The organism is Kitasatospora sp. NPDC051984 (assembly GCF_044593455.1).
In the GTDB taxonomy this organism is placed as follows: Bacteria; Actinomycetota; Actinomycetes; order Streptomycetales; family Streptomycetaceae; genus Kitasatospora.
The window spans coordinates 38,474-52,969 of record NZ_JBIUCB010000011.1 but is presented as its reverse complement, the minus strand read 5'-3'; the positions used below and the strand labels follow the sequence as shown (position 1 = coordinate 52,969).

The following is a 14,496-nucleotide window of genomic DNA, read 5'->3' as shown; positions in this document are numbered from 1 at the left end:
GGGGTGGGGCGGGGTGCCTAGCCTGAGGGGAGGAGGTGGTGGTGATGCTGGGCGATGCGCCGTTGTGTGCGGTGATTCCGGTGACGGACATGGGGCGGGCCAAGCAGTACTACAAGGAGACGCTAGGGCTGGAGCTGGTGAAGGAGGGGGCGGAGGACGTCACGTTCCGGTCCGGGGGTTGTGAGTTCTCGCTGTACGAGACGCCTTACGGCGGGCAGGCCGGTCATACGCTGGCCAGCTGGAAGGTCTCCGACCTGGACACCGAGATGGCCGACCTGCGCCGTCGCGGCGTGGTGTTCGAGGAGTACGACCTGCCGGGGCTGAAGACCCTGGACGGTGTCGCCGAGGCCGACGGCATGCGGGCCGCGTGGTTCAAGGACCTGGACGGCAACGTGCTGTGCGTCAATGAGCGGCGTGCGGCCTGAGACAGAAGCCCCGGAGAACGCAGAAGGCCCCTCGCGTGAACGAGGGGCCTTCGTGCTGTCTGTGCGCCGCCAGGGACTCGAACCCCGGACCCGCTGATTAAGAGTCAGCTGCTCTAACCAACTGAGCTAGCGGCGCTTGCTGACGGGGAGAACATTACCTGGTCAGGGCCGGAAACACACAATCGGTCCGGTTGAGGGGGGAACGTATGCTGAACGCGGCCGTCCGCTTCTGCCGAGAGGAACTGTCGTGGGCCAGCTGACCCTGCTCTTTCTGGTGCTGCTTGCCTCGGTGGTGACGATGCCGTTGGCGCGGAAGAGCAGGATCCCGCAACCGGTGCTGATGACGCTGGTCGGTCTGGTGTTCGCGCTGGTTCCGCAGATCCCGAACGTGGCGATCGACCCGGAGTTCATCCTGCCGCTGGTGCTGCCGCCGCTGATCTTCGCGGTGGCGCGGCGCTCCTCGGTGCGCTACTTCAAGGCCAACATCCGTTCGATCCTGCTGCTGGCCGTCGCGCTGGTGATCGTCACGACGACCGTGGTGGCGGGCGTGTTCTCCTGGCTGGTGCCGGCCGCGCCGCTCGCGGCGGCGGTCGCGCTGGGTGCGCTGGTCTCGCCGCCCGACCCGGTGGCGGCCGTCGCGGTGGCGGGTGAGGTAGGGCTGCCGCGCCGGCTGATCTCGGTGCTGGAGAGCGAGGGCCTGTTCAACGACGTCACCGCGATCGTCATCTATTCGCTGGCGGTCGAAGCGGTCGTCAACGGCGACCTGTCGGTGGGGCACGCGGTGCTGCGGTTCCTGCTGTCTGCGGTGGTCGCGGTGGCGGTCGGTGTCGGCCTGGGCTGGGCCAACGCCAAGCTGGCCGGGCTGCTGGAGGACCCCACTCAGCAGGTGGCGCTGAACCTGCTGGTGCCGTTCGCCGCGTACGTGCTGGCGGAGGAGGCGCACGGCTCGGGCGTGCTCGCCGTGGTGGTGTGCGCGCTGTACCTCGCGGACCGGGCGACCGACGCCGACGAGGTGTCGTACCGGCTGGTCGGCAACGCGTTCTGGGAGATCGTCGAGACCCTGATCACCGGTGTCGCGTTCGGCCTGATCGGCCTGGAGCTGTCGACCGTCCTGAAGGACGTCAAGGACACCTGGCACACCATGCTCGGCGACACCGCGATCGTGATCGCCGTGGTGGTCGTGGTCCGGTTGCTGTGGCTGCTGCCCGCCGCGTGGCTGTCCAAGCGGCTCAGTCACGGCGACGAGGACACCCCGATCAGCTGGCGGGAGACCGTGGTGCTGTGGTGGTCCGGGATGCGCGGTGTCGCCACCGTCGCGCTGGCCCTCGCCATTCCGCTGACCCTGCACAACGGGCTGGCCTTCCCGGCCCGCAGCGAGATCATCTTCATCGCCTTCAGCGTCGTGCTGTTCACCCTGGTCGTGCAGGGCCTGACGCTGCCCTACGTGGTGAAGCTGCTCGGCCTGGACAGCGACCACGACGCGCACGAGCAGGCCGTCCGGGACCTGTGGTGGCGCGCCGCCAAGGCCGGTCTGCACCGGCTGACCGAACTGGAGGAGAAGGACCAGCTGCCGCCGGAGATCACCGAGCGCCTGCGCGAGCGCCAGCACGACCGGCTGGCCCGGCTCTGCCCGGACCGGTACGAGGAGGAGGAGGCGATGGAGGCGAAGCGCCGCGGCAAGAAGTGGCGGCAGGCGTTCGCGGTCGAGCAGGAGATGATCGCCGCGTCCCGCCGGGAGGTGCTCGTCGCCCGCGGCGAATCCGGTGCCGACCCCGAGATCGCGGACCACGTGCTGCGGACGCTCGACCTCCAGTCGGCCAGGAAGTGACGGTCCGTCGACCGCTCGGCGTGCGAGCCGGTGGATGTCCCGGCAGGGAGACCCGCAGGGAATAGGGTTGGGGCCGGGCATGGCTGACGACGGATGAGGCAGCCGCCGGCCCCAGCCACCCTTTCCGCCGGAACTGCCGGTATCGGCACCGCATGACCCAAGGAGCAACCGATGTCGGACACCCCCGCCAGCGGCCGGACCCCGTTGGACCGCACCCCGCAGTGGGCCGCCCTGGGGAAGCACCGGGCCGAGCTCGGCGACCAGCACCTGCGCGAGCTGTTCGCCGCCGACCCCGACCGGGGCAGCCGCTACACCCTTCAGGTCGGCGACCTGTTCATCGACTACTCGAAGCACCTGGTCACCGACCGCACCCTGGACCTGCTGCGCCAGCTCGCCGCCGCCACCGGCGTCGCCGAGCTGCGTGACGCGATGTTCCGCGGCGAGAAGATCAACACCACCGAGAACCGCGCCGTCCTGCACACCGCGCTGCGCGCCCCGCGCGAGGCGGTCGTCGAGGTCGACGGGGAGAACATCGTCCCGGCCGTGCACGCCGTCCTGGACAAGATGGCCGACTTCTCCGAGCGGGTGCGCTCCGGCGCCTGGACCGGCCACACCGGCAAGCGGATCCGCAACATCGTCAACATCGGCATCGGCGGCTCCGACCTCGGCCCCGCGATGGCCTACGAGGTGCTGCGCTCCTACACCGACCGCGACCTGACGGTCCGCTTCGTCTCCAACGTGGACGGCGCCGACCTGCACGAGGCGGTCCGCGACCTGGACGCCGCCGAGACGCTGTTCATCGTCGCCTCGAAGACCTTCACCACCATCGAGACCGTCACCAACGCGGTCGCCGCCCGCAGCTGGCTGCTCGGGCAGCTCGACACCGGCGAGGCCGCCGTCGCCAAGCACTTCGTGGCGCTGTCCACCAACGCGCAGGGCGTCGCCGACTTCGGCATCGACACCGCCAACATGTTCGAGTTCTGGGACTGGGTGGGCGGCCGCTACTCGTACGACTCGGCGATCGGCCTGTCGCTGATGATCGCCATCGGCCCGGAGCGCTTCCAGGAGATGCTGGCCGGCTTCCGCCTGGTCGACGAGCACTTCCGCACCGCGCCCGCCGAGCAGAACGTCCCGCTGCTGCTGGGCCTGCTCGGGGTCTGGTACGGCGCGTTCTTCGACGCCCAGGCGCACGCGGTGCTGCCGTACTCGCACTACCTGTCGAAGTTCACCGCGTACCTCCAGCAGCTCGACATGGAGTCCAACGGCAAGTCGGTGGACCGCGACGGCCGCCCCGTCGACTGGCAGACCGGCCCCGTGGTGTGGGGCACCCCCGGCACCAACGGACAGCACGCGTACTACCAGCTGCTGCACCAGGGCACCAAGATGATCCCCGCCGACTTCCTCGGCTTCGCCCGCCCCGTCGACGACCTGCAGGCCGGCCTGGTCGCCCAGCACGACCTGCTGATGGCCAACTTCTTCGCCCAGACCCAGGCGCTGGCGTTCGGCAAGACCGCCGAGGAGGTCGCGGCCGAGGGCGTCCCCGCCGAGCTCGTCCCGCACAAGACCTTCCGCGGCAACCACCCGACCACCACCATCCTGGCCGACGAGCTCACCCCGCACGTGCTCGGCCAGCTGATCGCCCTCTACGAGCACAAGGTGTTCGTCCAGGGCGCGGTCTGGAACATCGACTCCTTCGACCAGTGGGGCGTCGAGCTCGGCAAGGTGCTGGCCAAGAAGATCGAGCCGGTGCTGCTGACCGGCCAGGGCGGCGAGGCGCTGGACGCCTCCACCGCCAACCTGGTCACCCGCTACCGGGAGCTGCGCGGCCGCAAGTAGGCACTTGACGCACGAGGGCCCCGGGGAGTGTTCCCCGGGGCCCTCGGTGTCAGTTGATGCGTGCCAGCAGGGAATCCGCGTGCGCCGAGATGAGTGCGCGGGCCAGTTCCGGGTCCGGGACGGCGAGGGCGTCGGCGAGTGCCTGGTGTTCGGCGTGGTCCTCGTCTGCGTGCGCGCGGGTCGCGGTGGCGGCCGCGGAGATGCGTATCTGACGGTCCCACAGGGTCTCGTACAGGGAGGTCAGGACGGGGTTTCCGGCCGCCCTGAGCAGCGTCAGGTGGAAGTGCCGGCCGGCCTCCACGGGGTGTGGGTCGCGGTGTTCGCAGGCAGCGCGCAGTTCGGCGGCGGCGGCCGTCAGTGCGGCCGGGCCGCGTTCGGCGAGGGCGTCGACGGCGGCGCGTTCGAACAGCACCCGGGCGGCCAGCACGTTCCGGGCCTCGCCCGGGGCGATCGGGACGACCTGGGCGCCGCGCTTGGGGTACAGGCGCAGGAAGCCCTCCGACTGGAGCCGCAGGAACGCCTCCCGGACCGGGGTGCGGGACAGGCCCAGCTCGAGCGCGACCACGCCCTCGGAGAGCAGCGTGCCGCCCGGCCAGGTGCCGTCGAGCAGTCGGGTGCGGACGTGGTGGTAGGCCCGCTCGGCGGTGGACTGTGCGTTTGCGGGATGTGGCTCGGTCACCACGCCATTCTGCCACGCATCCCGCCCTTGCATCTAAGCTTGCATCTATGATGCGGGCATGCCCCCGAACGCCCCTCACCCCCGGACCGCCCTGTTCGTGACCTGTCTGGGCGACACCCTGTTCCCCGCCACCGGCCGCGCCACCGTCACCCTGCTGCGCCGCCTCGGCGTGGAGGTGGACTTCCCGCCCGGCCAGAGCTGCTGCGGGCAGATGCACTTCAACACCGGGTACCGCAAGGAGACCGCCAAGCTGGCCCGGCACTTCGTGGACACCTTCGGCGACTACGAGGAGATCGTGGTGCCCTCGGCGTCCTGCGCGGGCATGCCCGCCGAGGCCTACCCGCCGGCCGCCGCCGGCGACCCCGGCCTGGCCCGGGCCGTCGCCGAACTCGCGCCCAGGGTCGTCGAGTTGACGCAGTACCTGACCGACCGGCTGGGCGTCACCGAGGTCGGCGCGTACTTCCCGCACCGGGTCACCTACCACCCGACCTGCCACAGCCTGCGGGCCACCAGGCTGGGGGACCGGCCCGAACGGCTGCTGCGCGCCGTCAAGGGCATCGACTTCGTCGAACTGCCCGCGCAGGAGGAGTGCTGCGGCTTCGGCGGCACCTTCTCGGTGAAGAACCCGGCGGTCTCCGGCGCGATGAACGGCGACAAGGCCCGGCACGTGCGGGAGACCGGGGCGTCCGTACTGGCCGCCGTCGACAACTCCTGCCTGATGAACATCGGCGGCCGGCTCGACCGGGACGGCCACCCGGTGCGCACCCTGCACCTGGTGGAGATCCTGGCCCGGACCGAACAGGACGGGCCGCTGCCCGGCGTCCCCGTGGTGGAGAGTGCGCGATGACGAGGTCGTTCCTGGGCTGGCCCGCGTTCCCCGAGGCCGCCGAACGCGAGGTCGGCAACCGGCAGTTGCGGGAGAACGTGCGCCGCGCCACGCACACCATCCGGGGCAAGCGGGCGGTACTGGCCGCCGAACGCCCCGACTGGGAGGCGCTGCGCGACTCCGCCGCCGCGATCAAGGACCAGGTGCTGGCCAACCTGGAGGAGTACCTGCTCCAGGTGGAGGAGAAGGTCACCGCCGCCGGCGGTACCGTGCACTGGGCGCGGGACGCCGCCGAGGCCAACCGGATCGTCACCGACCTGGTCCGGGCCGCCGGCGAACGCGAGATCGTCAAGGTCAAGTCGATGCTCACCGAGGAGATCGGCCTCGACGCCGCCCTCGAAGCCGCCGGGATCAACGCCCGGGAGACCGACCTCGCCGCCACCATCGTCCAGCTCGGCGACGACCTGCCCTCGCACGTGGTGGTGCCCGCGCTGCACCGCAACCGCAGCGAGATCCGCGACATCTTCGTCCGCGAAATGGGCCGGCACGGCCGTCCCGCACCCGACGGGCTCACCGACGAGCCCGCCGAACTCGCCGAAGCGGCCCGGCTGCACCTGCGGGAGAAGTTCCTCGGCGCGAAGGTCGCCGTCTCCGGCGCCAACTTCCTGGTCGCCGAGACCGGCACCCTGGTGGTCGTCGAATCCGAGGGCAACGGCCGGATGTGCCTCACCCTCGCCGACACCCTGATCTCCGTCGTCGGCATCGAGAAGACCGTCCCCCGCTGGCAGGACCTCGAAGTCTTCCTGCAACTGCTCGCCCGCAACGCCACCGGCGAACGGATGGCCCCCTACACCAGCACCTGGACCGGCACCATCGACGGCGACGGCCCCGGGACCTTCCACCTCGTGCTGGTCGACAACGGCCGCACCCGCGCCCTCGCCGACCCGACCGGCCGCCAGGCACTGCGCTGCATCCGCTGCGGCGCCTGCATGAACACCTGCCCCGTCTACGAGCGCACCGGCGGCCACGCCTACGGCTCCGTCTACCCCGGGCCGATCGGCGCCATCCTCAACCCGCTGCTCAAGGGCCTCGACGACCCGCAGACCGCCTCCCTGCCGTACGCCTCCACCCTGTGCGGCGCCTGCAACGAGGTCTGCCCCGTGCGGATCCGCTTCACCGACGTGCTGCTCGACCTGCGCGCCCAGGTCGCCGACGGCGGACAGCACCCCCTGGAACGCGCCGCGCTCGGCGCCGTCGGCGGCGTGATGGAACACCAGGCCGCCTGGAAGGCCGCCGTGAAGAGCATCGGACTGGTCGGCCCACTGCTGCTGCCCCGGCGGATCAGCCTGCCAGGACCGCTCGGCGGCTGGACCGACAGCCGCACCCTCCCCGCCATCCCCCGGGAGTCCTTCCGCAGCTGGTGGAAGCGGACCGAAGGAGACACCAAGTGACCGACGCCCGCACCGAGATCCTCCGCCGGATCCGCGCCGCCGCCGTCCCGCCCGTCCCCGAAAAGCCCCGCCACTACCTGCGGCACGCCCCCGGCCTCGACGAGGCCGACCGCCCCGCCGTGCTCGCCCTGTTCACCGAACGGCTCACCGAGTACGGGGCAACCGTGCTGCGCGCGGACCGGATCGGCACCGCGGTGGCGCAGGCGCTCGAAGGCGCCCGGAGCGCGGTGGTGCCCGCCGGGCTGCCGGACGAGTGGACGGCCGACTGGGACGGCGAGGTGCGTGCCGACCGGCCGCCGCTGAGCAACGCCCAACTCGACGCCACCGACGCCGTCCTGACGACCTGCACCGCCGCCGTCGCCGAATCCGGCACCCTGGTCCTCGACGGCGGACCCGGCCAGGGCCGGCGCGCCGCCACCCTGCTGCCCGACCTGCACGTCTGCGTGGTCCGCGCCGCCCAGGTGCACTCCGCACTGCCCGGCGCGCTCGCCGCAGTCGACCCGACCCGCCCGCTCACCTTCGTCAGCGGGCCGTCCGCCACCGCCGACATCGAAATGATCCGGGTCAAGGGCGTCCACGGTCCACGCCGCCTGGCGGTGATCCTGCTGCCCTGACCCTGCGGGGTCGGCGCCGCGTGGTCAGCCCTGGGGGGTCGGCGCCACCGAGGCCGTCGGCCCCGCCGGACGCGGCTCAGGGCCGTGCTGCGCCGTGTACACCAGCCCGAACCCCAGGCCGGCCACCAACGTCACCGCCCCCGTCCACGTGAAAACCCGCCGCAGCCGCCGCTGGAGCTCTTCGTGCCGATGGGCACGCAACGCGGCCGCCTCGGCCTCGGCGAGCTCGGCGTCGAGCCAGGCGGCCCAGTCGGAATGCAGGTCGTCGGACGCCATGACCGGGACATTAGCAGCCCTTTACGCCCGCCCGACCGGGCGGCGGCCCCGCCCTCCCGGCCCGGGAACGCCGAAGGCCCCCCGCTTCCGCGAGGGGCCTTCGACCGTCTGTGCGCCGCCAGGGACTCGAACCCCGGACCCGCTGATTAAGAGTCAGCTGCTCTAACCAACTGAGCTAGCGGCGCTTGCTGACGTGGAAGACTTTAGCAGCGGCCGGCGCCGGAGCCCAAATCCGTTTCCGCCAGGAGTGCCGTCCGCCGGGCACCCGGGGTTCAGCGGGCGTTCGGCAGCGGGTCGCCCGCGTGGGCACGGGCGGCGCGGACGCAGGCCCACAGCACCACGGACGCGCCGGGCAGCCAGGGCTCGCGGGTGTCCGGGGCGACGATCCAGCGGCCGCCGGCCGTGTCGGTGGAGTCCACCGCCCGCTGGACCGGGGGCACCGTCACCGCGTCGCCGATGCCGTGGCAGAGCAGCGGCGGGACGTCCCGGGCCCACTCCTCCCAGGCCAGCAGGGTGCGCAGCCGGGCCGCCGTGCCCGGCTGCGCGAACAGCAGGACGCGGCCGCGGAAGCCGGCCACCGGGCCGCAGCCCGGGCCGGACGCCCACAGTTCGTCGAGCACCCGGCGGCCGAACACCGCCGGCATGCTGATCACGTCGAAGGCCCGGCCGCACGGCAGGACGGCGGGCGCCCACGGACGGGCCTCCCACAGCGCGCGCATGCTGCTCGGGTACTCGCTGGCGGAGGCCAGCCACGCCTCCCCGGCGACGCTGACGTACTCGACGGATTGATAGGTCCAGATGTCCACCCGCCCAGCGTGGACCGGCCACGCCCGGGGCCGCGGCGAAAACCGCGTTCACCGCACATCGGCGGCGGCGAGGGCGTACCATCGCCCGCCGCATATGCCAGCGGCCTGGAGGCGGCTACTCCTCGAGACCGCGGCGCTGCAGGGTGCGGCCGTACTCGACCATCTTCAGCGCGTAGTCGGGCGTCCACTCGGCGCGCTCGGCGATCTGCTCGGCGGAGAGCGCGTCGAACCGGCGCGGGTCGGCGAGCTGGGCCGCGGCGATCGCCTGGAAGTCGGTGGCGCGCTCCGCCGCGGCGCGGAACGCCAGCGTCAACTCGGTCGAGCGGGACAGCAGTTCGGCCGGATCGGCGATCGACTCCAGGTCGAAGAAGCGCTCCGGCTCGGGCTCCTTGCCCTCCGGCTCGAAGATCAACTGGGCCGGGCGGATCCGGCGCCCCCGATCGCCAGGCCCCGGCACGGCCGGTACGGCAGCCGGCACCGGCGTACCGCTCTGGTCGGACGCCTGCGGGTGCGAGTCGGGCATGGCGGGGCACCTCCGGGGTGGTGAAGGGAAGACGGCCGTCGTCCATTGTCGCGCGCGGACCGCAGGTAGCGGAACGGTGCGCCCCCGGTTGCTATTCCCCCGCACCGGCGCGCGCCACCCTCCGCGCGCCGGTACGCGTCACGTCAGGCGCACGCGGTGCCCGGACAGGCGCGCCAGCACCGCGTGGTTCGCCTCCCAGCCGTCCGGGAACTTCACCGCCACCCCCAGCTGCACCGGCTCCGTCGACGGATGCTCGTCCAACAGCTCCGCGATGCCCGCCCGCGCCACCACGATGCACGCGTGCCGATGCCGGGACGCCAGCACGCACAGCCGCCCCGTCTCCAGGTGGAAGGCCGTCGCGTCCGGCCGCCCCGACAGCGGATGCAGCACCACCGTGACGTCGTACTCCCGGCCCTGCAGCCGGTTCGCGGTGTCCACCGTCACCGCCTCGCCCAGCGCCGGATCCACCGGCACCCCCAGCCGGGCCAGCTCCGCCCGCACCGCCGCCGCCTGGTCCCGGTGCGCCGTGCCCACCGCCACCCGGCCCGCCGTCAACGGCGCCGAACCCTGCTCCGAGACCGCCGTCAACTCCCGCTCCAGCAGCCGCCGCACCGTCTGCGCCACCGCCGCCACCGCCTGCGCGTCGGTCCGCACCGTGTGCCGGGCCGGCAGCTCCAGCAGCGCCCAGCCGCTGTCCGCCGCCTCGTCGATCGCCGCGTCCACCGCCGAACCGTCCGCCCGCACCCCCGGACGCAGCGTCCGCTCACCCGGGCCGGTGCCCGAACGGAACGGCGTGTACGGGTAGAACGCCGATGAGATCAACGGCGCCGCCGAGGCCGGCAGCCGCCACGACACCGGCAGCCGGTGCGGCCGGATCGCCGGATTGTGCGCCAGCAGCGTCACCACCGCCGAGCTCGACGGGTCGTACGACAGGCCCGCCCACTGGTCGGTGCCCACCACCGTGAACGGGTCCAACTGGCCCGGATCACCCACGAACAGCGCCCGCTCGAACAGCCGGGCCACCGCCAGCAACGCGTCCGAGCGCATCTGGTACGCCTCGTCCACGATCGCCTGCCGCCACGGCTGCTCGGTCTTCACCCACTGCCACTTCGCCGCCGTGGAGATCACCACGTCCTGCTCCAGCAGGTCCGCGACCTTGTCCCTGGCCGTGACGTTCTGGTGCCGCAGCGCCTCTGGGGCAGGCTTCGAATCGCTCGCGTGCAACCGGCCGATCGACATGCCGGGGGCCTTCGACGCCAACCGGTCCACCAGGTCGTCCACCTGGCTGTTGGTCTGCGCGACGATCATCAGCCGCTCGCCCGCACCCACCAGCTCCCGGGCCGCCCGCACCACCAGCGTCGACTTGCCCGCGCCCGGCGGCGAATCCACCACCACCCCGCGCGGGGCACCCGGCCGCGGCCGCACCACCGCGTCCAGGATCCCCGCGACGGCACGGTCCGCGGCCTCGCCCGGCGACAACGCGCCCGGGGCGTCCAGGGGGTTGGTCACCGGCTCTCCAGAGAAACTCATCCGTACGTCATTCCCACTCGTCCGAACCGGCCGGTGAATCCTCGCCGACCACCGGCGGACCGCCGTGCGTCCACGGAGTGTCCGCCGGCTCCGGCAACGGCGCCGACTGGCGCGGCGTCAGCTCGAACAGCGTGAACACCACCTGGTCGCCCACCGCCGGCACACTGCCCGGCTCCGGATCCTTCCGCCGGCCCATCCCCGACAGCAGCCGCACCACCACCTCGCCCGGCGCCGACGACACGATCTCCGCCCGCTGCGCCGGCTCCGCGTGCGCCCGGTACACCTCACGGCCCGGATCCGCATGCGGACGGTCGCCCGTGCTCACCACCAGCAGCGGACGGGGCTTCGGCGAGCGGCCCTCGGACCACTCCGGCACCACGTCCACCACCTCGCCGGCGAACGCCTCGCCCGCCAGCCGGCGCTCCGCCATCGCCAGCGGATCGTCCAGCGCCTCCTGGATCTCCAGCTTCGCCTGCTCCCGCTCGCGCTGCGCCAGCTTGCGGGCCGCCGTCACCGCGTCGTCCCGGCGCGGCTGCGGCGGCTCACCCGCCGCCACCCGGTCCCGGTGCATGGTGAACGACCAGCGGTCGCCCTCCCAGCGGTCCGGCAGATGACCGGCCGGCGGCAGCTCCCGCAGCAGATCCAGGCCGCGCCACACGTCGTGCCAGGTCGGCAGCGTCGCCGCCAGCAGTACCCGGGACAGCTCCGCCCGGGCCTGCTCGATCAGCCCCGCCGCGCGCCGCTCCTCCTTCGCGTCCCGCGCGGCCCCGGCCCGCTCCCACACCGCCACCGCGGCGTCGTGCCGCAGGATCGCCGGGGCCAGCACCTGCTCGTCGAACCGCGGATCCGTCGCCGGACCGGCCGGCGGATGCACCAGCAGACCGTCCGCGTCGCGCGCCGACTCCACCCACTCCGCGGCCGCCGCACCCGTCGCCGCCGGCTCCAGACCCGCCGGCGGCAGGTGCCAGGCCAGCCGGGCCGCCAGGTGCTGGTCCTCCAGGTTCGACTGACCCGTCGCCCAGTGCCGCGCCAACAGGCCCGTCATCGCCAGCAGCATCGACGAACCCGGCACCTGCGCCCGGTCCGTCAGATGCGTCAACCACCGCCCCAGCAGCGGAACCCGGGTCGGCGCCGGATACTCGCCCGGCTCCGGGTCCTCCGCCGTACGACGGAACCGGGTCGAACGCCCCAGCAGCGCCAGATGCGCCACCCCCGCCGCGTTCGGCACGATCAGCTGCGGCGCGTCCACGCACAACTCCCGCACCACCGGCAGCTTCTCGCCGCTCACCGGGTCCTTCTCCGAACCCTCCAGCAGCTCCACCTGCTCGCCGAACGACTCCAGGTACGGCACCACGTCCGCCGCCATCGCCGCCAGGAACTCCGAACGCTGCGAACGGTTCAGCGGCTGCGGCACCAGATGCAGCCGCGGCGCGTCCCGGTCCGTGCCGAGCAGCACCGCCAGCGGCGCACCCGCCTCACCCGCCGCCGCCAACGGCACCAGCACCATCGGACGCTCCGACAGCCGGCGGTGCAGCACCGTCGCCACCGGCTCCGCCCGCTGACCGCGCACCGCCTCCAGCCGCGCCAGCGTCGACAGCAGACTCACCGCACGCCTCCGAGCCGCACGCCCCCGGCCGCCAAGGCCTCCGCCCGCAGCCGCGCCGCGTACGCCAGCCGCTCGGACGCCTCGTCCAGCCCCAACTCCGCCAGCATCGAAGGCTCCAGGCCCTCCCCGGCGCCCCGCTCCGCCGCCGCCAGCGCCGCCTCCACGGTGCGCAGCGAACCCAGCTCCCCGCGCACCCCGCGGCCCAACTGCTCCACCGCACCCGCGCAGCGGGCCTGCGCCCGGCAGTGGAAACCCAGCTCGCAGGTCGAGATGCACTCCGGACCGTACGCGGCCGGCACCGACGCCACCGCCTCGGTCAACTCCTCGACCGGACGGGTCGGCGCACCCGAATCGTCCCGCGCCAGATCGAACGTCACCCCCTCGGGCAACGCCTCCAGCAGCTGCTCCACCCTGGTCATCCGGGACAACTGACGCCGGGTGGTGGACAGTTCGCGCCGCACATCGACCGGCACCGCGACCGGCCGGTTGGAGAAGTCCTTCGGGCAGACCAGCAGCGCCGTCAACTCCGGCGCGCCCGGCAGCTCCTGCGTCGCGTAAGGATCGGCGGAGGCCTCGGCGCCGGCCAGCCGGGCCGCCGCCTCCTGCAGCGCCAGCACGTACACCGCGGCCTGCCGGGCCGCCGCACCGACCTTCGCCGGATCGGCCGAACCGTCCAGCACCGGGAAGGACTTGATCTCCACCACGGTGCACCGGCCGCCGTGCACCACCACCGCGTCCGGCTCCAGGTACGCCGGGCTGCCCGCCACCTCCAGCCGCAGCATCGGATGGTCCAGCAGCGTCCAGGACGCCGGATCGGCGGACGCCTCGGCCAGCGCCGCCAACGTCCGCTCCGCGCGCACCGCGGGTGACTGCGAAGGCAGCAGATCCGGCACCGCCAGCGAGGCCACCTCCTCCTCCGGCACCCCCAGCAGGCGGCGCAGCGGCTGCAACAGCACCGCGTAGCCGTCCCGCTTCAGCCGGGACTCGAACTGGAGGCCGCGGCGGATCGCGAACGGCGACTGGCCGAACGGCGCGGGCCGGCCCAGCCGGTCGGCCAGCGCGGTCTTGTCCACCCCCGCGGCATCCAGCAGCGCGCGGCGGCGGCATCCGGGATTGGCGGCGAGTGCGGCGAGGGCCCGGGCATCGAGACTGCGCTGCGGCGCGGGGCCGCGCAGCTCGGAGAGCCGCCGGAGCGACGGGGAAGCCTGCCCCAAGTGCGAGACGTTCATGGTGCGGCCCAGTCTCGCATCCGGTGCCGACAAAGCGGAGCCGGTCGCTCGATCCGACCGGTCCGGTGGGGGATCATGGGACCGGTGGTCCGCAACGGCGCGGCCGCGCACCGCAGTCCTCGAAGCTCCCGCGCTCCCTTCGCGCCCACGTCGAATGAGGTAGCCCCATGCCCGCCCGCATCGTGCTGGTCCGCCACGGCGAGACCGCCTGGTCGGCCACCGGTCAGCACACCGGCCGCACCGACATCCCGCTCACCGACGCAGGCCGCGACATGGCCCGCGCCCTCGGCGAGCGCCTCGGCCGCGCCCCGTGGCACGGCCTGCCCACCGCCGCCGTCTACACCAGCCCGCTCTCCCGCGCCCGCGAGACCGCCGAACTCGCCGGCTTCGGCGACCGCGCCGTGGACCGCCCCGAACTGCTGGAGTGGGACTACGGCCAGTACGAGGGCCGCACCGGCGCCGACATCCGCGCCACCGACCACCCCGGCTGGCTGATCTGGCGCGACGGCGTGCCCGGCGGCGAGAAGCTCTCCGAGGTGGCCGCCCGGGTCGACTCCTTCCTCGCCGAACTCAACGGGCGGCACGGCGTCCCCGACGCCGACACCACGACGATGCACTGCGCCGACTGCGAGGTCGTGCTGTTCGCCCACGGCCACCTGCTGCGCATCCTCACCGCCCGCTGGCTCGGCCTTCCCCCCGAGTACGCGCAGCGCTTCAAGCTCGGCACCGCCTCGCTCTCCGTGCTGTCCTGGGAGTACGGGTTGCCCGCCGTCGAGATCTGGAACGACCACAGCCACCTCGAGAAGGCCTGACGGTCTCCGCGAGGTGGCCGGGCGGTTGGGGTCTGTCCGGCCGATCTTGCCGGGC

The 14,496-nt window shown here is 73.1% G+C and carries 14 protein-coding genes and 2 tRNA genes; 7 read left to right on the top strand and 9 right to left on the bottom strand.

Annotation, left to right across the window (positions count from 1 at the left end; genetic code table 11):
* Window positions 1–44: 44 nt before the first annotated feature.
* A complete protein-coding gene (locus ACIHEI_RS21960; RefSeq protein WP_392946919.1) occupies window positions 45–425 on the top strand; it encodes a VOC family protein in 381 nt (126 codons plus the stop codon).
* Window positions 426–487: 62 nt separating this feature from the next.
* Here the strand turns inward: ACIHEI_RS21960 and ACIHEI_RS21955 are convergent.
* Window positions 488–561 (bottom strand) — tRNA-Lys (locus tag ACIHEI_RS21955).
* Between the two features lie 111 nt (window positions 562–672).
* On the opposite strand from ACIHEI_RS21955, the gene ACIHEI_RS21950 reads away from it, so the two are divergent.
* Both ACIHEI_RS21950 and pgi read left to right on the top strand, forming a co-directional pair.
* Window positions 673–2,253 (top strand): Na+/H+ antiporter, encoded by a 1,581-nt coding sequence (locus ACIHEI_RS21950; RefSeq protein ID WP_396607775.1) that lies wholly within the window; start codon window positions 673–675, stop codon window positions 2,251–2,253.
* 171 nt (window positions 2,254–2,424) lie between these two features.
* Window positions 2,425–4,089, top strand: coding sequence for a glucose-6-phosphate isomerase (gene pgi / locus ACIHEI_RS21945; protein WP_387647296.1), 1,665 nt, complete (start codon window positions 2,425–2,427; stop codon window positions 4,087–4,089).
* A 49-nt stretch (window positions 4,090–4,138) separates the two neighbouring features.
* Here pgi and ACIHEI_RS21940 read toward each other — a convergent pair whose 3' ends face one another.
* Window positions 4,139–4,768, bottom strand: a complete 630-nt coding sequence (locus tag ACIHEI_RS21940) for a GntR family transcriptional regulator (protein ID WP_396607774.1) — start codon at window positions 4,766–4,768, stop codon at window positions 4,139–4,141.
* A gap of 58 nt (window positions 4,769–4,826) precedes the next feature.
* Here ACIHEI_RS21940 and ACIHEI_RS21935 point away from each other — a divergent pair, with 58 nt between their 5' ends.
* Genes ACIHEI_RS21935 through ACIHEI_RS21925 form a run of 3 tightly spaced genes read left to right on the top strand, consistent with a single transcriptional unit; the run spans window position 4,827 to window position 7,659 of the window.
* Entirely contained in the window at window positions 4,827–5,615 is a 789-nt protein-coding gene (locus ACIHEI_RS21935; RefSeq protein ID WP_396607773.1) for a (Fe-S)-binding protein, read from the top strand.
* On the top strand, window positions 5,612–7,045 hold the full coding sequence (locus ACIHEI_RS21930) for a lactate utilization protein B (protein ID WP_396607772.1): 1,434 nt from the start codon (window positions 5,612–5,614) through the stop codon (window positions 7,043–7,045). The genes ACIHEI_RS21935 and ACIHEI_RS21930 overlap by 4 nt, the downstream gene beginning before the upstream one ends.
* The gene (locus tag ACIHEI_RS21925) at window positions 7,042–7,659 is read left to right on the top strand and encodes a lactate utilization protein C (protein WP_392946904.1); all 618 of its coding nucleotides are present in this window, start codon (window positions 7,042–7,044) and stop codon (window positions 7,657–7,659) included. The genes ACIHEI_RS21930 and ACIHEI_RS21925 overlap by 4 nt, the downstream gene beginning before the upstream one ends.
* A 24-nt stretch (window positions 7,660–7,683) precedes the next feature.
* Here ACIHEI_RS21925 and ACIHEI_RS21920 read toward each other — a convergent pair whose 3' ends face one another.
* From ACIHEI_RS21920 to ACIHEI_RS21890, 7 genes are all read right to left on the bottom strand, one after another.
* Entirely contained in the window at window positions 7,684–7,935 is a 252-nt protein-coding gene (locus tag ACIHEI_RS21920) for a hypothetical protein (RefSeq protein WP_387647283.1), read from the bottom strand.
* 111 nt (window positions 7,936–8,046) lie between these two features.
* Window positions 8,047–8,120 (bottom strand) — tRNA-Lys (locus ACIHEI_RS21915).
* A gap of 87 nt (window positions 8,121–8,207) precedes the next feature.
* Entirely contained in the window at window positions 8,208–8,741 is a 534-nt protein-coding gene (locus tag ACIHEI_RS21910) for a bifunctional DNA primase/polymerase (protein WP_392946901.1), read from the bottom strand.
* Between the two features lie 115 nt (window positions 8,742–8,856).
* Window positions 8,857–9,264 carry a hypothetical protein gene (locus ACIHEI_RS21905; RefSeq protein ID WP_387647278.1) on the bottom strand — a complete coding sequence of 136 codons (408 nt, stop codon included), beginning with the start codon at window positions 9,262–9,264 and terminating at the stop codon, window positions 8,857–8,859.
* A 138-nt stretch (window positions 9,265–9,402) separates the two neighbouring features.
* A complete protein-coding gene (locus ACIHEI_RS21900; protein WP_396607771.1) occupies window positions 9,403–10,794 on the bottom strand; it encodes an AAA domain-containing protein in 1,392 nt (463 codons plus the stop codon).
* A gap of 7 nt (window positions 10,795–10,801) precedes the next feature.
* A complete protein-coding gene (locus ACIHEI_RS21895; RefSeq protein ID WP_387647276.1) occupies window positions 10,802–12,400 on the bottom strand; it encodes a hypothetical protein in 1,599 nt (532 codons plus the stop codon).
* The gene (locus tag ACIHEI_RS21890) at window positions 12,397–13,629 is read right to left on the bottom strand and encodes a hypothetical protein (RefSeq protein WP_387647274.1); all 1,233 of its coding nucleotides are present in this window, start codon (window positions 13,627–13,629) and stop codon (window positions 12,397–12,399) included. The genes ACIHEI_RS21895 and ACIHEI_RS21890 overlap by 4 nt, the downstream gene beginning before the upstream one ends.
* 167 nt (window positions 13,630–13,796) lie before the next feature.
* Between ACIHEI_RS21890 and ACIHEI_RS21885 the strand changes: the two genes are divergently transcribed.
* Entirely contained in the window at window positions 13,797–14,441 is a 645-nt protein-coding gene (locus tag ACIHEI_RS21885) for a histidine phosphatase family protein (protein WP_387647272.1), read from the top strand.
* The last annotated feature ends 55 nt before the right edge of the window (window positions 14,442–14,496 follow it).